22 protein-coding genes are annotated in these 21,956 nt (G+C 63.8%); 14 read left to right on the top strand and 8 right to left on the bottom strand.

Annotated features, from left to right (window positions below; genetic code table 11):
- Window positions 1-23: 23 nt before the first annotated feature.
- The 11 genes from AC3A5O_RS13970 (at window position 24) to AC3A5O_RS13920 (ending at window position 9,519) form a co-directional block, all read left to right on the top strand.
- Window positions 24-773, top strand: a complete 750-nt coding sequence (locus tag AC3A5O_RS13970) for a PAS domain-containing protein (RefSeq protein WP_487753309.1) — start codon at window positions 24-26, stop codon at window positions 771-773.
- Window positions 774-1,007: 234 nt separating this feature from the next.
- Window positions 1,008-1,826, top strand: coding sequence for an ABC transporter substrate-binding protein (locus tag AC3A5O_RS13965; protein WP_122566451.1), 819 nt, complete (start codon window positions 1,008-1,010; stop codon window positions 1,824-1,826).
- Window positions 1,827-1,836: 10 nt separating this feature from the next.
- On the top strand, window positions 1,837-3,615 hold the full coding sequence (lhpI, locus tag AC3A5O_RS13960; RefSeq protein WP_487753308.1) for a cis-3-hydroxy-L-proline dehydratase: 1,779 nt from the start codon (window positions 1,837-1,839) through the stop codon (window positions 3,613-3,615).
- Window positions 3,608-4,273 (top strand): amino acid ABC transporter permease, encoded by a 666-nt coding sequence (locus AC3A5O_RS13955; RefSeq protein WP_305470770.1) that lies wholly within the window; start codon window positions 3,608-3,610, stop codon window positions 4,271-4,273. The genes lhpI and AC3A5O_RS13955 overlap by 8 nt, the downstream gene beginning before the upstream one ends.
- Before the next feature lie 12 nt (window positions 4,274-4,285).
- Window positions 4,286-4,936 carry an amino acid ABC transporter permease gene (locus AC3A5O_RS13950; RefSeq protein WP_092172958.1) on the top strand — a complete coding sequence of 217 codons (651 nt, stop codon included), beginning with the start codon at window positions 4,286-4,288 and terminating at the stop codon, window positions 4,934-4,936.
- Window positions 4,929-5,651, top strand: coding sequence for an amino acid ABC transporter ATP-binding protein (locus AC3A5O_RS13945; RefSeq protein WP_487753307.1), 723 nt, complete (start codon window positions 4,929-4,931; stop codon window positions 5,649-5,651). Before AC3A5O_RS13950 ends, AC3A5O_RS13945 begins: the two co-directional genes overlap by 8 nt.
- Before the next feature lie 118 nt (window positions 5,652-5,769).
- Complete coding sequence (locus AC3A5O_RS13940; RefSeq protein ID WP_305470766.1) at window positions 5,770-6,798, top strand: trans-3-hydroxy-L-proline dehydratase; 1,029 nt, start codon at window positions 5,770-5,772, stop codon at window positions 6,796-6,798.
- A 151-nt stretch (window positions 6,799-6,949) separates the two neighbouring features.
- Window positions 6,950-7,867: a dihydrodipicolinate synthase family protein gene (locus AC3A5O_RS13935; RefSeq protein ID WP_283557217.1), complete on the top strand. Its 918-nt coding sequence runs from the start codon at window positions 6,950-6,952 to the stop codon at window positions 7,865-7,867.
- Between the two features lie 217 nt (window positions 7,868-8,084).
- Window positions 8,085-8,639, top strand: coding sequence for a DinB family protein (locus AC3A5O_RS13930; protein WP_122566446.1), 555 nt, complete (start codon window positions 8,085-8,087; stop codon window positions 8,637-8,639).
- A gap of 26 nt (window positions 8,640-8,665) precedes the next feature.
- Complete coding sequence (locus AC3A5O_RS13925) at window positions 8,666-9,016, top strand: DUF6152 family protein (RefSeq protein WP_122566445.1); 351 nt, start codon at window positions 8,666-8,668, stop codon at window positions 9,014-9,016.
- The gene (locus AC3A5O_RS13920; RefSeq protein ID WP_487753306.1) at window positions 9,016-9,519 is read left to right on the top strand and encodes a DUF6644 family protein; all 504 of its coding nucleotides are present in this window, start codon (window positions 9,016-9,018) and stop codon (window positions 9,517-9,519) included. Before AC3A5O_RS13925 ends, AC3A5O_RS13920 begins: the two co-directional genes overlap by 1 nt.
- Window positions 9,520-9,595: 76 nt before the next feature.
- Here the strand turns inward: AC3A5O_RS13920 and AC3A5O_RS13915 are convergent, their stop codons facing one another.
- The 5 genes from AC3A5O_RS13915 to AC3A5O_RS13895 form a co-directional block, all read right to left on the bottom strand.
- Window positions 9,596-10,660, bottom strand: coding sequence for a 2,3-butanediol dehydrogenase (locus tag AC3A5O_RS13915; protein WP_240998454.1), 1,065 nt, complete (start codon window positions 10,658-10,660; stop codon window positions 9,596-9,598).
- Between the two features lie 83 nt (window positions 10,661-10,743).
- A complete protein-coding gene (locus tag AC3A5O_RS13910; RefSeq protein ID WP_487753305.1) occupies window positions 10,744-11,856 on the bottom strand; it encodes an acetoin dehydrogenase dihydrolipoyllysine-residue acetyltransferase subunit in 1,113 nt (370 codons plus the stop codon).
- Entirely contained in the window at window positions 11,856-12,872 is a 1,017-nt protein-coding gene (locus AC3A5O_RS13905) for an alpha-ketoacid dehydrogenase subunit beta (RefSeq protein ID WP_487753304.1), read from the bottom strand. Before AC3A5O_RS13905 ends, AC3A5O_RS13910 begins: the two co-directional genes overlap by 1 nt.
- 36 nt (window positions 12,873-12,908) lie before the next feature.
- Window positions 12,909-13,886, bottom strand: coding sequence for a thiamine pyrophosphate-dependent dehydrogenase E1 component subunit alpha (locus AC3A5O_RS13900; protein ID WP_305470755.1), 978 nt, complete (start codon window positions 13,884-13,886; stop codon window positions 12,909-12,911).
- Window positions 13,887-13,888: 2 nt separating this feature from the next.
- Complete coding sequence (locus tag AC3A5O_RS13895) at window positions 13,889-14,962, bottom strand: ATP-NAD kinase family protein (RefSeq protein ID WP_122566439.1); 1,074 nt, start codon at window positions 14,960-14,962, stop codon at window positions 13,889-13,891.
- A gap of 358 nt (window positions 14,963-15,320) precedes the next feature.
- On the opposite strand from AC3A5O_RS13895, the gene AC3A5O_RS13890 reads away from it, so the two are divergent.
- Window positions 15,321-17,186 (top strand): sigma-54-dependent Fis family transcriptional regulator, encoded by a 1,866-nt coding sequence (locus AC3A5O_RS13890; RefSeq protein ID WP_487753303.1) that lies wholly within the window; start codon window positions 15,321-15,323, stop codon window positions 17,184-17,186.
- A 3-nt stretch (window positions 17,187-17,189) separates the two neighbouring features.
- On the opposite strand, the gene AC3A5O_RS13885 is transcribed toward AC3A5O_RS13890, so the two are convergent.
- The 3 genes from AC3A5O_RS13885 to AC3A5O_RS13875 form a co-directional block, all read right to left on the bottom strand.
- Window positions 17,190-17,519, bottom strand: coding sequence for a hypothetical protein (locus tag AC3A5O_RS13885; protein ID WP_487753302.1), 330 nt, complete (start codon window positions 17,517-17,519; stop codon window positions 17,190-17,192).
- 242 nt (window positions 17,520-17,761) lie between these two features.
- Window positions 17,762-18,973 (bottom strand): cytochrome c biogenesis protein DipZ, encoded by a 1,212-nt coding sequence (locus AC3A5O_RS13880; RefSeq protein ID WP_122566437.1) that lies wholly within the window; start codon window positions 18,971-18,973, stop codon window positions 17,762-17,764.
- A 168-nt stretch (window positions 18,974-19,141) separates the two neighbouring features.
- The gene (locus AC3A5O_RS13875; protein WP_122566436.1) at window positions 19,142-19,405 is read right to left on the bottom strand and encodes a DUF2790 domain-containing protein; all 264 of its coding nucleotides are present in this window, start codon (window positions 19,403-19,405) and stop codon (window positions 19,142-19,144) included.
- A 224-nt stretch (window positions 19,406-19,629) separates the two neighbouring features.
- On the opposite strand from AC3A5O_RS13875, the gene AC3A5O_RS13870 reads away from it, so the two are divergent.
- Together AC3A5O_RS13870 and AC3A5O_RS13865 are read left to right on the top strand one after the other, a co-directional pair.
- Window positions 19,630-20,370: a response regulator gene (locus tag AC3A5O_RS13870; protein WP_003202589.1), complete on the top strand. Its 741-nt coding sequence runs from the start codon at window positions 19,630-19,632 to the stop codon at window positions 20,368-20,370.
- The gene (locus tag AC3A5O_RS13865) at window positions 20,367-21,677 is read left to right on the top strand and encodes an ATP-binding protein (RefSeq protein WP_122566435.1); all 1,311 of its coding nucleotides are present in this window, start codon (window positions 20,367-20,369) and stop codon (window positions 21,675-21,677) included. The genes AC3A5O_RS13870 and AC3A5O_RS13865 overlap by 4 nt, the downstream gene beginning before the upstream one ends.
- Window positions 21,678-21,956: the final 279 nt, after the last annotated feature.

Genomic DNA, 21,956 nt, shown 5'->3' with positions numbered 1-21,956 from the left:
CCACAAAAAAGACAACGCCGGCCATGTACCCCTCGCTCACTTCCCTAGCCCCCTGCGACCTCGACACCCTGCTACGCAGCCTGCAGCCCATCGCCCCGCTACTGGACACCCTCGCGGACGTGGTGTTTTTCATCAAGGACCAGCAGGCCCGCTACGCCTTCGTCAACCAGACCCTGGCCCGGCGCTGCGGTTTCAAACACAGCGGAGACCTGCTGGGCCTCACTGCCGAACAAGTGTTCCCCGAACGCTTCGGCCCGCTGTACACCGAGCAGGACCGGCGGGTGCTGGCCAGCGGGCGGGAGTTGGCCGACCAGCTCGAACTGCATTTGTATTACGGCAACCAGCCCGTATGGTGCCTGACCCACAAGCTCGCCCTGCATGACCCAAACGGCCAGATCGTCGGCCTTGCCGGCATTTCCCGCGACCTGCAACTGCCGCAATCGAACCACCCGGCGTTTCACAAACTGGCGGCGGTGGACGCCCATATCAAGCAGCACTTCGCCCGCCCCATCAGCCTTGCCGAGCTGACCGCCATCGCCGAATTGTCGGTGGCGCAGCTGGAACGGCACTGCAAACGCATCTTCCAACTCACACCACGGCAAATGATTCACAAGGCAAGGCTGGAAGAAGCCTCGCGACTGTTGCTCGACAAGGACCTGCCGATCACCGAGATCGCCCTGCGCTGCGGTTACACCGATCACAGCGCCTTCAGTCGCCAGTTCCGCGCCCTGACCAGCCTGTCACCCAGCCAATATCGGGAGAATCAGGGCTAAGTCATGTTCCCTGATGGGGCGCCAAGCCCCGTGGTTGCTCCCATCTGTAACACCCGTCACCAACGTTGCACCGTGCCTTGGTGTGGCACGGTCCTGCAGGAAAGCCTCTAGATCAGCGTTCCGGTGGAATTGCCAGAACTGAACCCCAAACAGGCACGCCGATTGCTTATTTAATATCGTATACGAAATCCTCAATACGATATCTCACCGCATTTATTCGACAGCGAGGCATTTATGAAAAACCCTGCATTGGCCGTAGCCCTCAGCGTTGTCCTCACCCCGCTTTTCATTGCCCCCGCCCACGCCGACAAGCTCGACGACATCATCGGCTCCGGCAAACTGCGCTGCGCCGTGACCCTGGACTTCCCACCCATGGGCTTTCGTGATGAAAAAAACAACCCGGCGGGCTTCGACGTGGACTATTGCCACGACCTGGCGAAGGTCCTCGGCGTCGAGGCCGAAGTGGTGGAGACCCCATTCTCCGACCGAATCCCCGCGCTGCTGTCCGGCCGCGCCGACGTCATCGTCGCCTCCACCTCCGACACCTTGGAGCGAGCCAAGACCGTCGGCCTGACCGTGCCCTACTTCGCCTTCCAGATGGTGGTGCTGACCCGCGACAACACCGGCATCAACAGCTACGCCGACCTCAAGGGCAAGGCCTTGGGTAACACCAGCAGCACCTACGAAGCCATCGCCCTGGAGAAGGACCAGAAGAGCTGGGGCAGCGGCAGCTTCCGCGCCTACCAGTCGCAGAACGACACTCTGCTGGCCGTCGCCCAGGGGCACATCGACGCCACCGTGGTGACCAACACCGTGGCCGCCGCGACCATCAAGTCGGGCAAGTACAAGGGCCTGAAGATCGCCGGTGACGCGCCCTACGTCATCGACTACGTGTCCCTCGGCGCCAAGCGCAGCGAGTACGGCTTGCTCAACTACCTCAACCTGTTCGTCAACCAGCAGGTGCGCACGGGCCGCTACAAGGAGCTGTTCGTCAAATGGGTCGGCACCGACATCCCGCCGGCCAACCTGACCGTTCCCCAGGTCTACTACTGAGGATCGGCGCATGCCAAGCACGCCTGTCCGTGTGAAAGGCCGCAGCCTGGTGGAGGGTGCCGCCCAGGGCGCCCTGCTGTTCGCCGAGGTGGGGCTGAGCTTCTGGGGCGGGGTCGATCCAGCCAGCGGCGAGGTCATCGACCGCCACCATCCCTTGAGTGGGGAGCGCCTGGCCGGGCGCGTATTGGCGATTCCCAGCGGACGCGGCTCCTGCACCGGCAGCAGCGTCTTGATGGAGCTGATCAGCAACGGCCACGCCCCCGCAGCCCTGGTGCTGGCCGAAGCCGATGAAATCCTGACCTTGGGCGTGCTGGTGGCGCAGGTGATTTTCCAGCGTTCGCTGCCGGTGTTGTGCGTAGGACATGAGGCCTTCAATGGGTTGCGCGGCCAGGGTTTTGTCCGCCTTGAAGGCGACGTCCTGACCCTCACCGGGCGCCGCCCCAACGACGGTTGGCAAGGTTCGGACGCAGTGTCGCAGCCGCCTACCGCCTCGACCCTGGCGCTGACCGAACAAGACCGGGCATTGCTCGACGGCAGCCATGGCAAGGCCGCCCAAGTGGCGATGCAGATCGTGCTGCGCATGGCCGAGATCCAGGGCGCCACGCAGTTGCTGGACGTGACCCAGGCCCACATCGACGGCTGCATCTACACCGGCCCGGCCAGCCTGCGCTTTGCCGAGCAACTGGTGCAGTGGGGCGCGCAGGTGCGCATCCCCACCACCCTCAATGCCATCTCCGTGGACCAGCGGCGCTGGCGCGAGCTGGGCGTCGAACCGGCCCTGGGAGAGCCGGCCAGTGCCTTGGGCGACGCCTACATGGCGATGGGCGCCCAACTGAGTTTCACCTGTGCGCCCTACCTGCTGGACACCGCGCCAAAGACCGGCGAGCAAATCGTCTGGGCCGAATCCAACGCGGTGGTCTATGCCAACAGCGTGCTGGGCGCTCGCACGCAGAAGTACCCGGACTTCCTCGACATCTGTATCGCCCTGTGCGGGCGAGCCCCCTTGTCCGGCTGCCATCTCGACGACCCGCGCAAGGCCCAACTGATTGTCGACGTGCCGGCGCTGGGCAAGGTCGATGACAGCTTCTATCCGCTGTTGGGCTATCACATCGGCAGCCTGGCCGGCCGGCGCGTTCCGCTGATACGCGGCCTGGAACACGCCGCGCCGAGCCTGGACGACCTCAAGGCCTTCGGCGCCGCGTTCGCCACCACCAGCGCCGCGCCGCTGTTTCACATTGCCGGGGTGACACCGGAAGCCCTCGACCCGGCCGAGGTCCTGGAGCGCGACGTCGCGTTGCCGCGGGAAAGCGTCGACGCCGCGGGGCTGCTTGCCAGTTGGCGCGAGCTCAACAGCGCCCGGGACAACTGGGTGGACGTAGTCTCACTGGGCAATCCGCATTTCTCCCTCAGCGAATTCGCCGCCCTCGCGACCTTGTGCGCGGGCCGGGTCAAGCATCCGTATGTGGTGCTGGCGATCACTTGCGGCCGGGCGGTGCTGGAACAGGCCCGCAAAGCCGGGTATCTGATCGCCATCGAGGCCTTCGGCGCGGTGCTGGTAACCGACACTTGTTGGTGCATGTTGGGTGAGCCGGTGATCCCGCCCCAGGCCACCACGCTGATGACCAACTCCGGTAAATACGCCCACTACGCACCCGGCCTGGTCGGTCGCGGGGTGCACTTTGCCGCCCTCGCCGATTGCGTCGAGGCCGCGTGCACCGCCGCGACTCGCGGCCAGCCGCCGACGTGGCTGCAACCCTCCGCCCGCACCGGGAGCCCGACCCATGTTTGACTACAGCTTCCAATGGCGCCCGGCCTTGCGCGCCCTGCCCGACATGCTCGCCGGGGCCTGGGTGACCTTCGAGACCGCCGCGCTGTCGATGATCTTCGGCGTGCTGATCGCCCTGGTGCTGACAGTGATGCGCCAGGCCCCGAATCGCGTGCTGCGGGGTGTGGGCAATGGCTGGGTGTCCATCGCCCGCAACACGCCTTCGCTGTTCCAGATCTACATCCTCTACTTCGGCCTCGGCTCCCTCGGGCTGCACGTCAGTTCCTGGCTGGCCTTGCTGGCCGGGATCACCTTCAACAACGCCGGCTACCTGGCGGAAAACTTTCGCGGCGGCCTCAAGGCCGTGCCCGGTACGCAAATGCGCGCCGCCCGCTCCCTGGGGATGAGCGCCTTCCAGGCCTACCGGATGATCATCGTCCCGCAGCTGTTGCGCATCGTCTTCTACCCGTTGACCAACCAGATGGTCTGGGCGGTGCTGATGACGTCCCTGGGGGTTGTGGTCGGCCTGAACAACGACCTCACCGGTGTCACCCAGGAATACAACGTCAAGACCTTCCGCACTTTCGAATACTTCGCCCTCGCGGCGGTGCTGTATTACCTGATCGCCAAGCTGATCGTCGGGCTGGCCCGGCTGTTGTCCTGGCGCTTGTTTCGTTATTGAGGAGGGTGGGACATGTTTTCTACAAGCCTCAGCGTTAACGACCTGCTGTATTTGCTCGAGGGGGCCTGGGTCACGCTGCAACTGACGGTGTGGTCGATCCTGCTGGGCACCCTCGCCGGCTTGCTGTTCGGCCTGTTGCGGGCGTTGTTGCCGCGCGCCAGCCTGCCACTGGCCTGGCTGCTGGACGTGTTTCGCAGTGTGCCGCTGCTGATCCAGTTCGTGCTGTTCAACTCCCTCAAGAGTATCGCCGGCCTGAACCTCAGCGCCTTTGCCGTCGGTTGCATCGTCCTCGGGATCTACGCCGCCGCGTACTTCACCGAGATCGTTCGAGGGGGCGTGCTGGCGGTGCCGTTGAGCACCCGCCGGGCCAGTCGGTCGCTGGGCCTGAGCTATGTGCAGGACCTGCGTTTCATTGTCCTGCCGATTGCCACGCGGGTGGCCTTTCCCGGCTGGCTGAACCTGGTGCTGGGGGTGATGAAGGACACCGCGCTGGTGATGTGGATCGGCATCGTCGAATTGCTGCGGGCCTCGCAAACCATCGTCACGCGCATTCAGGAACCCCTGCTGGTGCTGTGCATCGCGGGCCTCATTTACTACGTCATGAGCCTGGTGGTTGCCCGTCTCGGCGCACGCCTGGAAAGAAGGTGGCAGGAAAATGATTGAGATCGAAAACGTGCACAAATCCTTCGGTGACCTGGAAGTGGTCAAGGGTGTGAGCCTGACGGTGGACAAGGGCGAAGTGGTGTCGATCATCGGCGGTTCGGGCTCGGGCAAGTCGACCCTGTTGATGTGCATCAATGGTCTGGAGCCGATCCAGAAAGGCAGCATTCGCGTGGACGGTATCGAGGTCCATGACCGCGCCACCGACCTTAATCGCCTGCGGCAGAAGATCGGCATCGTGTTCCAGCAATGGAACGCCTTCCCCCACCTGACCGTACTGGAAAACGTCATGCTCGCGCCGCGCAAGGTGTTGGGCAAGAGCCGCCAGGATGCCGAGGCGCTGGCGGTGAAGCAGCTTGAACACGTGGGCCTGGGGGACAAGCTCAAGGCCTTCCCCGGCAAGCTTTCCGGCGGCCAGCAGCAGCGCATGGCGATCGCCCGGGCGCTGGCGATGTCGCCGGACTACATGCTCTTCGACGAAGCCACCTCGGCCCTCGACCCGCAACTGGTGGGTGAAGTGCTGGACACCATGCGCATGCTCGCCGAAGACGGCATGACCATGGTGCTGGTGACCCACGAGATCCGCTTCGCCCGGGACGTATCCGACCGCGTGGCGTTCTTTTGCAATGGCCGGGTCCATGAGATCGGGTCACCGGACCAGGTGATTGGTCATCCGGTGCAGCCGGAGACGGCGGCTTTTCTCAAGTCAGTGAAATAGCGGATGGCCCCATCGCGAGCAAGCTCGCTCCCACAGGGTTGCGCGGCGTACACAAAAACAATGTGGGAGCGAGCTTGCTCGCGATGAGGCCCAACCAGACAACACAAGGATTTGACTCATGCGCTCATCGAAAATCATCCATGTAGTCAGTTGCCACGCCGAAGGCGAAGTCGGCGATGTGATCGTCGGCGGCGTCGCCCCACCACCCGGCGCCACGGTGTGGGAGCAGTCACGCTGGATCGCCCAGGACCAGACCCTGCGCAACTTCGTCCTCAACGAGCCCCGTGGTGGCGTGTTCCGCCACGTCAACCTGCTGGTGCCGGCCAAGGATCCGCGGGCGCAAATGGCCTGGATCATCATGGAACCGGCCGACACCCCGCCGATGTCCGGCTCCAACTCGCTGTGCGTCGCCACCGTGTTGCTGGACAGCGGCATCCTGCCGATGACCGAACCCCAGACCCGCCTGGTACTGGAAGCGCCGGGCGGCCTGATCGAAGCGGTGGCCGACTGCCACGATGGCAAGGTGCAACGGGTGGAGATCAAGAACGTGCCCTCCTTCGCCGACCGCCTCGATGCCTGGATCGAAGTCGAGGGGCTGGGGTCGCTGCAGGTGGACACTGCCTACGGCGGCGACAGCTTCGTCATCGTCGACGCCCAGCGCCTGGGTTTTGCTATCCGTCCTGATGAAGCGGCCGAATTGGTGGCCGTGGGGCTGAAAATCACCCGGGCCGCCAACGAACAACTGGGTTTTGTCCATCCTTTGAACCCGGACTGGTCGCATATCTCGTTTTGCCAGATCGCCGCGCCCATCGTCCAGGAGAACGGCATCGCCACTGGCGCCAACGCCGTGGTGATCCAGCCCGGCAAGATCGACCGCTCCCCCACCGGCACCGGCTGCTCGGCGCGCATGGCGGTGCTGCACGCCAAGGGTTTAATGCACGTGGGCGAGCGGTTTATCGGTCGCTCGATCATCGGCTCCGAATTCCACTGCCGCATCGACTCACTGACCGATGTGGCCGGACGCCCGGCGATTTACCCGTGCATCGCCGGGCGGGCGTGGATCACCGGGACTCATCAACTGTTGCTCGACCCGGCCGATCCGTGGCCGCAGGGGTATCGGCTTTCGGATACCTGGCCGGGCGCATGACTTCCAGATTTTCACACAGCCCTGTGGGAGCAAGGCTTGCCCGCGATGAAGATGACGCGGTCTTCCAGGGGAACCGAGGTGCCTGCATCGCGAGCAAGCTTTGCTCCCACAAATGCCTTCGCCACAAACCATTAACAATCGGAGACAACCCATGAGCAAACGTATCAACTGGAGCGGCGTGTTCCCTGCCGTCACCACTCAATTCAACGACGACTTCTCCATCAACCTGGAAAAAACCCACCAAGTGATTTCCAACGTCATCCGCGATGGCGTTTCCGGCCTGGTGGTCTGCGGGTCGGTGGGGGAAAACACCTCCCTGAGCGCCGAGGAAAAAATCGCCGTGACCGAAGTGGCGGTGGACGCCTCCCGTGGTCGCGTGCCAGTGATCTGCGGCGTGGCCGAGTTCACCAGCGTGCAGGCCGCCAAGGTCGCCAACGCGGTGCGCAAGGTCGGTGTCGACGGGGTGATGCTGATGCCGGCGCTAGTCTACGGCTCCAAACCCTTCGAGACCGCCGAGCATTTCCGCTACGTGGCCCGCCACGCCGATGTGCCGTTGATGGTCTACAACAACCCGCCGATCTACAAGAATGACGTGACACCGGACATCCTGATTTCCCTGGCCGATTGCGACAACGTGGTGTGTTTCAAGGACTCCTCCGGCGACACCCGGCGTTTCATCGACGTGCGCAATGAAGTCGGTGACCGTTTTGTGTTGTTCGCAGGCCTGGACGATGTGGTGCTGGAAAGCCTTGCCGTGGGCGCCGAAGGTTGGGTCTCGGGCATGTCCAACGTGTTCCCGAAGGAGGGCGAAACCATTTTCCGCCTGGCGCGCGCCGGCCGCTTCGCCGAGGCGATGCCGATCTACGAATGGCTGATGCCGATCCTGCACCTGGACGCCCGCGCCGACCTGGTGCAATGCATCAAGCTGTGCGAAGCCATCGCCGGCCGCGGCAGCGCCCTCACCCGCCCACCTCGCCTGGCCTTGCCAGAAGAAGATCGAGTGTATGTGGAGCAGATCATGGCCAAGGCCATGGCCAATCGGCCGGTGTTGCCGGATGTGGGGCTTTGACCCCAAGGCCTGGCGCTAACCGGCGGTGATAATGCCGCCGCCATCGCGAGCAAGCTCGCTCCCACAGGGATTTGTGGTGAATACGCGATAGTGAGGCCATGCAATTCACACTGTGGGAGCGAGCTTGCTCGCGATAGCGGTCTGTCTGAATCGACTATGCTGGATAGGCCGCCATCATCGCGAGCAAGCTCGCTCCCACAAGGATTCAAGGTATCCCATGAATTATTTCCTGGCTCAGGCCCTGAACAATCAATGGGCCAACCACAGGCTGCTCGGCGCCTGCGCGCAGTTGAGCGAGGCCGACTACGCCGCGCCGCGCACGGGATTCTTCCCGTCCATCCAAGCCACGCTTTGCCACATCCTGGAAGTGGACCGCTATTACCTCACCGCCCTGGAAGGCGACCGGGACGGCCAGATAAAAGACTTTTCCGAGACCCTGGCCTTTGCCCAACTGATGCACAACCAGACCCGAACCGACCAGCGGCTGGTGGCGTTCTGCGAAGCCCTGCGGGAAGACGACCCCGCCCGCTCCGTCGACCTGGTGCGTGCCGACGGTGTGGTGCGCGAACGAATCGACCGGCTGCTGTTGCACCTGTTCGAACATCAGATCCATCATCGTGGACAAGTCCACGCCATGCTCAGCGCCACCCACGTCGAGCCACCCCAACTCGATGAGTTTTTTCTCGATTGCGACCGTCGGTTCCGCGAAGACGAGGAACAGTTGCTTCAACTCGATGAACGGCGGGTCTGGCGCGAATACCTGCCCGGTTGAACCGGCCACCCAAAGGAGACCTTGCCATGAACGTTATCCTTCGTTGCATCGGTTTGGCGTTGATGCTGATCACCACCGCAGCACTCGCTCACCACGGCTGGAGCGAATACGACGCCAGCAACCCCTTGGAACTCGACGGCACCATCAAGGAAGCCGGGTATTCCCATCCCCATGGCTACGTGCGCCTGCAGACCACCGACAAAACCTGGACCGTCGTGCTGGCCCCGCCTTCACGCATGGAGAATCGGGGGCTGACCAAAGACATGCTCAAAGCGGGTAACCGCGCCACCGTGGTCGGCTATGCGAACCGCAACAAACCCGACGAATTACGCGCCGAACGCATCATCATCGGCGACAAGACCACCGAGTTGCGCTGATGCAGGCTTCCCAGGCAGGCTCAACCCAAGGCTGGATGGACCGGTTGGCCGACTCGTCCCTGGGGTTGGCCATGCGCAGCGAGCTGTGGCTCTATCCGCTGGTGGAAGTGGTGCACATCGTCGGCTTTTCGATATTGGTGGGCGCGGTGGTGATGTTCGACCTGCGCCTACTCGGGCTGTCCAAGGGCATCGCCGTGACCGCGCTGGCCCGCCACCTGCTGCCCTGGGCCGTTGCGGCCCTGCTGTTGATCGTGCCTGCCGGGTTGATGATGTTCAGTGCGCATCCCCATGACTTTGCCGGCAACAACGTCTTCATTCTCAAGCTTTGCCTGATCGCGGCGGCGGGCCTCAATGCCCTGTTGTTTCACGTTGGAGCCTACCGTTCGGTCGAGCAATGGAACACCGGCCACAAGGCGCCGGGCGTGGCCAGACTTCAAGCACTGCTATCCATGGCGCTATGGGTCTCGGTCATTCTCTGCGGTCGATTGCTGGCCTATACCTGAACTACACCTGAGCTACACCTGGAAAAAAAGGCGATGGCCGCTGCCGGCCATCGCCAAATCGCCCACCCGGGCGCTCTCAGATCCGTGCGGGAGACACGATGATCTTCACGTTGTGCTCCTTGTTGTTCACCAGCTCCTCGAAGCCCTGCCCGACGATCTCCTCCAACTGGATGCGCCCGGTCACCAGCGGCGAGATGTCCAAGCGTCCGTCGGCGATGAAGGCAATCACATCGGCGAACTCACCGTTGTAGGCCAGCGCGCCAAGCACCTGCTTTTCGGTGGAGACCAGGTCAAAGAAGTTGAACTCGCTCGGTTCCTCGAAAATACCCACCAACACACACTTGCCAGCCTTGCGGATCAGGTCGATGGCGAACTTGGCGGTGTGCTTGTTGCCAATGCATTCGAAACTGACATCGGCCCCCAGGCCAGCGGTCAGCCGGCGGACTTCAGCCAGGGCATCACACTCGTTCGGATCGATCACGTGGCTGGCGCCGACTTCCAGAGCCTTGGCCTTGCGCGCACCGGACATTTCCAGGGCGATCACCTGGGCCGCGCCGGCCGCCTTGGCGCACATGATGGTGCACAGGCCGATGGTCCCGGCACCGACCACCACGACGTTCTGGCCCAGCAGGCTGCCGGCCTTTTTCACCGCATGCATGCCCACCGCCAACGGCTCGATCAACGCACCGGCCTCGGTCGGAAAGTCGGCGGGCAGTTTGTAGAGCAGGTTCGCCGGCACGTTGACCAGTTCCGCGAACGCACCGTTGTTCATCAGCCCAGTGAAGGCCAGGTTTTCGCAGATGTTGTAGAGCCCATGGGTACAGTAATAACAAGTGCCGCAGTGCTGGCAGGCGTCCGCCGCCACGGGCTCGCCGACACTGAAACCCTCGACGCCGGCGCCCAGTTCGACAATCTCGCCGCAGAACTCATGGCCGAGGATGCATTGGCCCTTGATCCCGGTCAGCGGGTGTGGCGCGTCCACCGGGATAAATACTGGCCCGGCCACGTATTCATGCAGGTCAGAGCCACAGATACCGCACCATTGCACACGGATCTGCACCCAACCGGCAGGCGGCGCAACCGGCAGTGGCACGTCTTCGACGCGGATGTCGTTGCGGCCATGCCAGACGGCGGCGCGCATGCTGCGGGTCGGCTTGATTGAAACGTTCATAACGTTACCTCCAGAATGTTCAGGGACGATGACACCTGCCACCGCCCACTTGATCAGTGCTGCTCGATGAACCCGAGGATCAGCCGGTTGACCTGCTCGGCCGCTTCCATCTGCACCATGTGCCCCTGGCCGGAAAGCACTTCGACCTGGGCACTCAACCCTTCGCTGTGGGCCACGGGGATGATTGCGTCGTCGCTGCCCCAGATCAGCAGGGTCGGTACGTGGCCGGCCTGCACCACTTCACGCAGGTCCATCTGCTGGCGACCGTCGACGAACAGCGTCGCGGACAGTTGCCGCAGGGCGGCGTCCACGCCTTCCAGGCGCTTGTACTTGAGCATGTCGTCGAGCATCTGCCGGTTGACCAGCTCGGCATTGGAGAACAGTTGCATCAGTGGCGGCTTGAGGGCGTTGCGGTTGGCCGCTTCGACGAAAGCTTGCAGGTAGCTGCCGTTGATCTCCGTCCCCAACCCGGCGCTGCCGATCAAGGTCAGCGACCGAACCCGCTGGGGCATCAAGCGCGCGACATTCAGCGACACCGCCCCACCCATGGAATGCCCCACCAGGTGCACAGCGTTGATGTCCAGGTGATCGAGCAAGGCCAGCACCACGCCGCTCAGCTCGTTCAGGTCGCCACGTTGCAGGGTTTTCGACGATTCGCCATGGCCCGGCAGATCCAGGGCAATGACCCGTCGCCCGGCAGCCAGTGCTTCATGGTTGAACAGCCAGTTGTTCAGGTCGCCGCCGAAACCGTGCACCAGCACCAGCGGCGTGCCGCCCTCGCCGCGCTCGAAATAGCGGATCACCCGGCCGTCCAGCTCGACTTTCTGCGGTTTCGGGCCGCGGTCTTCATCGGCCGCGTCACCGGGCACGAAGTTGGATTGGAACTGCTCGATGACGGCGTCGATCTCGGCCTCGCTGGCCTCGCCCTCAACGACGATACCGAGCAAGGCGCCGACCGCCAGAGTTTCATCCTGGTGGGCGATTTGTCGGCGTAAGATTCCAGAGAACGGCGCCTCGACGCTGCTGGAGATTTTGTCGGTCTCGACGTCCATCACTTCCTCGCCCTTGGTGATGGCCTGGCCCTCCTCCTTGAGCCAGGCATCGACCCGGCCCTCGGTCATCGACAGGCCCCACTTGGGCATGGTCAGGGTAAAAATCTGGCTCATCAGCGCTTGCTCCACTCGATCACGTTGAGCACGGCTTTTTCGATCTTCGCCGCGTCAGGGATGTACAGGTCTTCCAGGGCATCGGAGAACGGCACCGGGGTGTGCGGCGCGGTGACCATTTCGATCGGCGCCTTGAGTGCGCCAAAGGCTTTTTGCGCCACCAGCGCGGAAATATCGGTAGCCATGGAGCAACGCGGGTTGGCCTCGTCGATCACCACCAGGCGTCCGGTCTTCTCGACACTTTCCAGGATGCTGTCCTCGTCCAGCGGGCTGGTGGTGCGCAGATCGATCACTTCGCAGTCAATGCCGCGCCCCGCCAGGCTGCGTGCGGCGTCCATCGCGGTGTTGACCAGCCGCCCGTAGGACACCAGGGTCACGTCCTTGCCGTCGCGCAGGAAGTTGGCCTCGCCGAACGGTACGGTGTAGAGCTCTTCCGGCACGTCACCCTGCATGCTGTAGAGCAACTTGTGCTCACAGAAGATCACCGGGTCGTTGTCGCGGATCGCCTGGATCAGCAGGCCCTTGGCGTCGTAAGGCGATGACGGGCACACGACTTTCAGCCCCGGAATGTGCGTCCACAGGGACGTAAGCATCTGCGAATGCTGGGCGGCGGCGCGCAGGCCGGCGCCGACCATGGTGCGGATCACCAGGGGCGTGGAGGCCTTGCCGCCGAACATGTAGCGAAACTTCGCCGCCTGGTTGAGGATCTGGTCCAGGCAGCAGCCGGCAAAGTCGACGAACATCAGCTCGCACACCGGGCGCACGCCACAGGTGGCGGCGCCGACTGCCGCACCGACGTAGCCGATTTCCGACAGCGGCGTGTCCAGCACGCGCCCGGGGAACTGATCGTAAAGGCCCTTGGTGACGCCGAGCACGCCGCCCCAGGCATCGTTTTCACCGGGCGCGCCGGCACCACCGGCCACATCCTCACCCATGATGAAGACGCTTGAGTCGCGGCGCATTTCCTGGGCCAGGGCTTCGTTGATTGCCTGCTGATAGCTGATTTTTCTCGCCATGATGGGATTCTCTATTTTTGTTATTCAGGGGGGCGGTCAGGGATAGCTGACGTAGACGTCGGTCAGCAGGTCCGCCGCAGAGGGCTTGGGATCGGACTTGGCCTTGTACACGGCGTTTTCGATCAACAGGTCCACTTCCTTGTCGATCTGGTCCAACTGCTCGACGGTGAGCAAGCCGGCCCGGGTGGTGCGCTCGCGGAACTGCATCAGGCAGTCCTGGTTTTCGCGGAACTGCTTGACCTCGTCCGGCGCCCGATAGGTCTGGGCGTCGCCCTCGAAGTGGCCGTAGTAGCGGGTCAGCTTGACCTCGATCAGCGACGGCCCTTCCCCGGCACGGGCGCGTTCGACGGCGGCCCCGGCGGCTTCATGCACGGCAAAAAAATCGAAACCATCCACCGTCACCCCAGGCATGCCGAAGCCAGCCGCGCGGTCGGCGATGTGATCGCAGGCCACCGACCAATTGGAAGCGGTGGCTTCGGCGTAGCCGTTATTTTCCGCGACGAACAGGCACGGCAGGTTCCACACCGAGGCCATGTTCATGGCTTCGAACACCGCGCCTTCGTTGGAGCCGCCGTCGCCGAAAAACACCACGGCGACGCTGTCGGTGCCCTTGAGCCGGGCCGCCAGGGCAGCGCCCACCACCAGCGGCGCGCCGGCGCCGACAATGCCATTGGCGCCGAGCATGCCTTTCTCGAAGTCGGCGATGTGCATCGAGCCGCCCTTGCCTTGGCAGACGCCGGTTTTCTTGCCGTAGATCTCGGCCATCATCCCGTAGACGTCCACGCCCTTGGCGATGCAATGGCCGTGGCCACGGTGGTTGGACGCGATGCAATCGTCATCGCCCAGGTGGGCCATGACCCCGGCGGCCGACGCTTCTTCGCCGGCATACAGGTGGACGAAACCGGGAATCTCGCCCGTGGCGAACTCCACGTGCAGGCGCTCTTCAAAGGCGCGGATGGTGCGCATCACCTGGTAGGCGTGCAGCAGTTGATCGTGGGTGAGCGGTGTCGACATTTTTATTCTCCTGGGGTGTCTTCTTGAAGATTCAGAGGGTGTTGCGGGTGTTCGCGGCCGATGGCCAGCAAACGCTGTTGCGCGGCGTAGGCCAGCACCGCGTTGACGTCGATGCTCAGCGGGCCGCCGGCATCGAGGGTGACCGTGGGCCGGTCATGGACGTTGAATTCGATTTCCCGCTCGCCGTCCAAGGCCAAGGTGCCGCTGGAGAGCGATAGGCTGTGGGCGATGCCGGACTCCAAAGGGCCGGCGGCAAGCACCCCGCAGCCCTGCAACAGGCCGGGCGCGAGCGGCACCAGCAGCGCTTCGGGGGATTGCGGGTCGAGGCGCATCCAGGCGCCGCCCGGTGCCTGGCGTGACACCGGAAACCACAAGCCGCACAACGCCGACAGGCCAATGGATTGCGGTTCGGCGAAGGTCACGAAGACTTCGGCCAGGTCCTGTGCCCGACTGATGGCCCGGGCGCCGACAAAGCGCAGCGGCGACACGGCGACGTCCACCAGGGCAACTTCGCGCAGGCCACGTCCGGCATCGCAGACCAGCAAGCGCTTATTGCGACGCAAGCCGATCTGCGCCGGGATCCGCCCGCTGGCGTACAACCCACCGGCCAATCCGGCACTGGTGGCCTCGCGCAATTCAGGAAAGGCGTTGTTGGTGCCGGTGGACAGGGTCAACAATGGGATGTCCCCCACTTCGGCGGCCACCGCCTTGTGGGTGCCGTCGCCGCCGAGCACGGCGATCAGCGCCACCTCGCGCTCGGCCATCAGGCGCGCGGCCCGGCGGGTATCTTCGACGGTCTGGCGCAGGGTCAGGTCGAGAAACTCCAGGGCCGGCCAGTGGCTGCTGCGGGCCTGGCGGCTGTGGCTGTTCTTCAGCACGGCGGCGGCCATGCCGATCATGTCGGTGGGCATCAACACCTGCTCGATGCCGGTGGCGCCAAAAGCGGCCAGCAGGCGCTGGATCACCGAGACCTTGTCGGTGCTGGAAAACAGCCCGGCATTGGCGGTCAGGCGCCGTACATCACGGCCCGATGCGGGATTGGCGATGATGCCCACGGTCAGTGGCCGGCGGCTCATGGCGCCACCCTGGAAAGGACAGGCGAACGGTCTGGGCAACCAGACCCTGGGCAGGAAAACATAGACACCTCGTTGTTATTATTGGATGCCTCGCCGAAGCGGGCTCCAGAGGTAGAGCAAGGGCGGTGCCAGCTACGGAAAACATCCGGGAGATGGCCGGACCAGAGCGGTCAAGCCGTGTTCTTCGATGAGGCAAAGCGAGCCCCGGTGAGACGCGTCATGTCAGCCTGCACGAGGTGGCGGCGAGACGCTGAGACGTGGCGTCTCACCCCTGCCCGAATAATCCGTCGAGCTTGTCTGCACCCAGCGAACGGCGCTTAATGTGCGCACAACGACAAGAAGCTGAATCGGAGGCCCCATGCTTTCCGCTCACTCCCGGGCGCACGTGGATTGCGTCAGCCGCGTGGTGAAAAACGCGAACCAATTGCCACAACTGCCCGTCCCGGACCTGATCCTTGACTCCTGGCGCCGGTCCATGGAGCAACATCACCTGGACCCCGGTTCGCTGCAGGGCCCGCGCATCCTCTCCCAGGACGTGCTCAAGCAATGCCGTGAGCGCTCCGAGCTGTTCCTCAATATCGCCAGCGAAGAAGTGGCCCGCCTCCATGGCCGGGTCCGCGATGCCGACTACTGCGTGCTACTCACCGATGCCCAGGGCCAGACCATCGACTACCGGGTGGAAACCACGATCCGCAATGACTGCCGCAAGGCCGGGCTGTACCTGGGTACCTGTTGGTCGGAGGGTGAAGAAGGCACCTGCGGCGTGGCGGCGGTGCTCACGGGTAAGGCCCCGGTGACGGTGCACAAGCGTGATCATTTCCGCGCGGCGTTCATTGGCCTGACTTGCTCCGCCGCCCCGGTGTTCGACCCCCAGGGTGAATTGCTCGGGGTGCTGGATGTTTCGGCGGTGCGCTCGCCGGACGATCGCCGTTCGCAGCACCTGATCCGGCAAATGGTGGTGCAGAGCGCCCGGGAGATCGAACAGGCGTTTTTCATGAGCAGCGCCCAGGGTTACTGGGTGCTGCGGGCCCATCGCAACGCCGGCTACGTCGACAGCCAGCCGGACTTCCTGTTCGCCTGGGACGACGACGGTTGCCTGCAAGCCTTGAACCCGGCCGCCCGCCAATACCTGTTGCAACATTACGGGCAGTTGCCGCAACACATCGGCCAAGTCTTCGACCCGCAACGGCTGCACCGTGCCCGGGACGAAAGCCTCTGCCCCCTCGATCACGCGTTGCATGGCCGCTTGAGCGCGCCTCGCCAGCGCGCCAGCCCGCGTCCGCGAGTGGCGATGACGCCTGCCGAGATCGATCCGCGCCTGGCCGACAGCCTGCGCCTGGCGGTACGGGTCAAGGATCGCAACCTGCCGGTGCTGATCCAGGGCGAAACCGGTTCCGGCAAGGAAGTGTTCGCCCGGCAGTTGCACCAGGCCAGCCAGCGCCGTGATCGCCCTTTCGTGGCGTTGAACTGCGCCGCCATCCCCGAAAGCCTGATCGAGAGCGAATTGTTCGGCTACGTCGCCGGCGCCTTCACCGGGGCCTCGGCCAAAGGCATGCAGGGCTTGTTGCAACAAGCCGATGGCGGCACCTTGTTCCTGGATGAAATCGGCGACATGCCGCTGGCCTTGCAGACCCGCCTGTTGCGGGTGCTGGCCGAGGGTGAAGTGGCGCCGCTGGGGGCATCGCGCCGCAAGGCCGTGGATATTCAGGTGGTCTGTGCCACCCACCGCGACCTGGAGACCCTGGTGGCCGCCGGCGAGTTTCGTGAGGATTTGTACTTCCGCCTCGGCGGCGCGCGTTTCCAGCTACCGCCGTTGCGCGAACGCAGCGACCGGCTGGCGCTGATCAATCGGATTCTTGCCGAGGAGTCGGCGTTGTGTGGAGGGACGGTGCAACTGAGCGGCGCGGCGCTGGAATGCCTGCTCGGTTATCACTGGCCGGGCAATGTCCGCCAGTTGCGCCATGTGCTGCGCTACGCCTGCGCGGTGTGTGAAGCCAGTGTGGTTCAGCTCAGCCACTTGCCCGAGTCATTGCACAACAGGAACGCCGCCGATCAGGGACCGGAGCCGAGCGCCAGCCCGGAACGCCAGGCACTGCTCGATGCGCTGGTGCGCCACCGCTGGAAACCCACCGCCGCCGCCCGGGCCCTGGGCATTTCCCGGGCGACCCTGTATCGGCGGGTGCATCAGCACGGTATCGAGATGCCAGGCCGCAGCCCGGCCTGAGGCCTATCGGCGCGCCAGTTCATGACGGACACATTGCTCGTAGTAGGTCTGCTTGACCGCAGCCGGCTTGAGACGCGAAGCGCTGTTGTAGGTTTGCTCGGTAATGCCCAGGGCAGTCATGCGCATCCAGGGCCGGGGAAACTTGCGCACTTGCAACTTCTTGCGCGCGCCGTACAGGCTGACGCCAGACAACTTCGACGCCTGCGCACCCGCCGCGATGTCCGAACCCCAGCGGCACACCGATTGCTGGTTCTGCGTCAGCGCCCTGGCCTGGGCCTCAAGCGAGACGGCGGCCAGGAGAAACGTCGCTACGACCCACTTAGAAATACGCATAGGTTTGTCGCCCAACTTTCTGAAAGGAAAGAAGTTTGACTGTATGCAAATGAGCAAGGGGCCAGCATTTGCACGCCACTCTCGAATCTGCATGCAATCCTGTGGCGAGGGAGCTTGCTCCCTCGCCACGGGGAACGGCTTGCCTTCGCCATCTGCGATATCCATCCCCAAGTGGCCCATTAATCTAGAAATAGATAGAGAACATAGCTACAACACATTGAAATTAAACAATTTCTATCAACTCATTGGCTCATCTTCGCCTCCTGCAACAGTTGCTGGATCACCTGCTCCTGCTCGCCATAACGCCCTTCGCCAAAATGGCTGTAGCGCACCTGCCCCTTGGCATCGATGAAGTAATGGGCCGGCCAGTATTGATTGTTGAAGGCGCGCCAGATCGCATACTGGTTGTCGATCGCCACCGGGTAGTGGATGTCCAGCTTGCGCACCTGCTCACGCACGTTGTCGATGATCTTCTCGTAGCCGTATTCCGGGGTGTGGACACCGATCACCACCAGCCCGTCCTGTTCATACTTCTTCGCCCAACCGTTCACATAGGGCAAGGTGTGCTGGCAGTTGATGCAGTCGTAGGTCCAGAAGTCCACCAACACGACCTTGCCCCGCAGGGACTCGCTGTTCAGCGCAGGCGAGTTCAGCCATTGCACCGCACCGTCCAGCGAAGGCATGGTGCCCTGGGATTCGAGGGTCGGCATGGCGCTTGCGTCGGCCTTGCTCACCACATAGTCGATGGCCTTGGGCACGTTCTCCAGCAGGCTCTTTTCCAAGGTGGCCGATTGTTGAGACGACGTGGCCGCCAACAACCGGTCATCCGCCCCCGTGCCGATCGCCACGGCCGCCAGCAACACCGCCAGCCCCGTTCCCCGGCGCAACCAGGTGGTGATCGGCAGTGAGAGTTTCAAGCGCCCGACCAGACCACGCCCGGCCAGGATCAGGGTGCCCAGGGACAAGGCGCTGCCCAGGCCATAGGCGAGCAACAACAGGCTGGTTTGTGCGCTGGCACCTTGCAGCATGGCGCCGGTCAGGATCACCCCAAGTATCGGTCCGGCGCACGGTGCCCAGAGCAGCCCGGTGGCGACCCCGATCAGCACCGAGGCCACAGGTCCGGCCATCCGCCCGGCCCCGGCGTCCAGACGATTGCCCAGGCTGACCAGCGGCCGCGCCAGCCAGATGCCGACCCGGCTGAAAATCAGCGACAGCGCGAACACCACCATCACCACCAAGGCGACTTGCCGGCCGACGCTGCTGGCGCGCACCACCCATTCGCTGCTGACCACCGCCAGGCTGGAGACCAGGGCGAACGTCAACACCATACCGCCGAGGGTCAGCAGCACCGAACCACGGGAGCGATCGGCCCGGGCAAACAGAAACGGCACCACCGGAAGAATACAGGGGCTGAGGATCGTCAGGATCCCGCCGAGAAAAGCGATCAGAAGCATGGCAACACCTCAACATAAAAGGGCGACGCAAACCCTGTGGCGAGGGAGCTTGCTCCCGCTGGGCTGCGAAGCGGCCCCGAACATGACCTGACAACGCGGTGTGTCAGACCGATATGGGGGGCCGCTTCGCGCCCCAGCGGGAGCAAGCTCCCTCGCCACAAAAGCAGCTCAGTTCTGGTTGCTGCAGTTATCGGACAACTTGCGATAGTCCAGCGCCTGCTTGTGCCCTGCCGAATCCAGGTAAGTCATGTGGGCGTTGACCACGCCGCAGGTGGGCTCGGCGTCTTCGGACAGGGAAAGCACCTTCTGGATGTCCAGGTGGCTGCCGTAGGTATAGCTGTGCGCTTGCACGTTGCTTTCGGCCCGGGCCGACAGGGTGCAGATGTTCAGCGCGGCAAAAAGGCAGGCAGCGTAGAGGGCTTTGGTGTTCATGGCGATTCCTCGATTCAATGGGGTTTGTCTGCCGAGGCCCGTTGTGTTGCCTCGATGGATGCCATTGAATGCCCCGCAGGTATCGCGTCTGTATCGAGCCAGGTGGCTTTTTGCATCGCTGTGTATCCGTCGCGCGCCAGATACACTGCAATACAAACCGCCGCGAGCCGGGCTGGCCGGCGCCTGTAGACTGCGCACAACGAAACGCCGAGGAGCTGGACACCATGGATCATGTCGATCACGTGTTGATAGTGGATGACGATCGCGAGATCAGAGAGCTGGTTGGCAACTACCTGAAAAAGAACGGCCTGCGCACCACCGTCGTCGCCGACGGCCGGCAGATGCGCGCCTTCCTGGAAACCACCCCGGTGGACCTGATCGTGCTGGACATCATGATGCCCGGTGACGACGGCCTGGTGCTGTGCCGGGAGCTGCGGGCCGGCAAGCACAAGGCCACGCCGGTGCTGATGCTCACCGCGCGCAACGACGAAACCGACCGCATCATCGGCCTGGAAATGGGTGCCGATGATTACCTGGTCAAGCCGTTCGCCGCCCGTGAACTGCTGGCGCGGATCAACGCCGTGCTGCGCCGCACCCGCATGCTGCCGCCCAACCTGGTGGTCACCGAAAGCGGTCGCCTGCTGGCGTTCGGACGCTGGCGCCTGGACACCACCGCCCGCCACCTGCTGGACACCGACGGCACCATGGTTGCCTTGAGCGGCGCCGAGTATCGTTTGTTGCGGGTATTCCTCGATCATCCGCAACGGGTACTCAACCGCGACCAGTTGCTTAACCTCACCCAGGGCCGGGACGCCGACCTGTTCGATCGTTCCATTGATCTGCTGGTCAGCCGCCTGCGCCAGCGTCTGCTGGACGACGCCCGGGAACCAGCCTACATCAAGACCGTGCGCAGCGAAGGCTACGTGTTCTCGCTGCCGGTGGAGATCCTCGAGGCGTCGGTATGAGCCTGCCGCTGCGTTGGCCGCGGACTCTGGCCTCCAGGTTGTCGCTGATCTTCCTGATCGGCCTGATCCTGGCCCAGGGCCTGTCCTTCGGCGCCCAGTACTACGAGCGCTACCAGAGTGCCAGGTCGACCATGCTCGGCAACCTGGAAACCGATGTCTCGACCTCCGTCGCCATTCTCGACCGCCTGCCTGCCGCCGAACGCCCGGCCTGGCTGCCGAAACTCGCCCGGCGCAACTATGGCTACCTGCTCGACGAAGGCCAGCCCGGCCAACCGATGGACCTGGCCGACGCGCCGATCTCGGTCAGTTCGATCCAGGAAGCCATCGGCCAGGCCTATGGCCTGACCTTCCAGCAGATTCCCGGGCCGAAAATGCACTATCAAGCGCATCTGCGCCTGGGGGACGGCAGCCCGCTGACCATCGACGTACGCCCGGCGATGATGCCCCTCTCCCCCTGGCTGCCGATGGTGTTGCTGGGGCAGTTGGCGCTGTTGATCGGCTGTACCTGGCTGGCCGTGCGCATCGCCGTCGGCCCCCTGACCCGGCTGGCCCAGGCGGTGGAAACCCTCGACCCGAACGCCCACAGCGTCCGGCTGGACGAAAAAGGCCCGACTGAAGTGGTGCATGCGGCCAAGGCCTTCAACGCCATGCAGGACCGCATCGCCGCCTACCTCAAGGAGCGCATGCAGTTGCTGGCGGCGATTTCCCATGACTTGCAGACGCCCATCACACGTATGAAGCTGCGGGCCGAGTTCATGGACGAAGGGATCGAACGGGACAAACTGTGGAGCGACTTGAGCGAAATGGAACACCTGGTGCGGGAAGGCGTGGCCTATGCCCGTAGCATCCACGGCGCCACCGAGGCCAGTTGCCGGATCAGCCTGGATGCGTTTCTCGACAGCCTGGTGTTCGACTACCAGGACACCGGCAAGGACGTGCAACTGTCCGGGAAAAACGCCGCCGTGATCGACACCCGCCCCCATGCCCTGCGGCGGGTGCTGGTCAATCTGGTGGACAACGCCTTGAAATTCGGCGGTGCGGCGCAGATCCAGGTGCAACGGGCCGACAACGGGCAACTGGCAATCCAGGTGCTGGACCGTGGCCCCGGGATCAGCGAGCAGGAACTGGCCGAGGTGCTCAAGCCGTTCTACCGGGTGGAGAGCTCGCGCAACCGGGAAACCGGCGGCACCGGCCTGGGCTTGGCCATCGCCCAGCAACTGGCGATCGCCATGGGCGGCTCCCTGACCCTGAGCAACCGCGACGGCGGCGGCCTCTGCGCCGAGCTGCGCCTGGCATTCGCAAGCTGACACCGCCCCTGTGGGAGCGAGCTTGCTCGCGATGGCGGTGTATCAGCCGGCATCCACTCAACTGACCCGACGCCATCGCGAGCAAGCTCGCTCCCACACCGTTCCGAGGCGCTACAAATATGGGTGCCTTACCCAATTCCCCTGTGGGAGCGAGCTTGCTCGCGATAGCGGTGTGTCTGCCGGCATCCATTCAACTGACCTGACGCCATCGCGAGCAAGCTCGCTCCCACACCGTTCCGAGGCGCTACAAATATGGGTGCCTCACCCAATTCCCCTGTG

This window comes from Pseudomonas sp. Soil_N_39 (assembly GCF_057655955.1).
The sequence above is the reverse complement of the archived record's forward strand: the minus strand, read 5'-3'. Positions and strand labels throughout refer to the sequence as shown.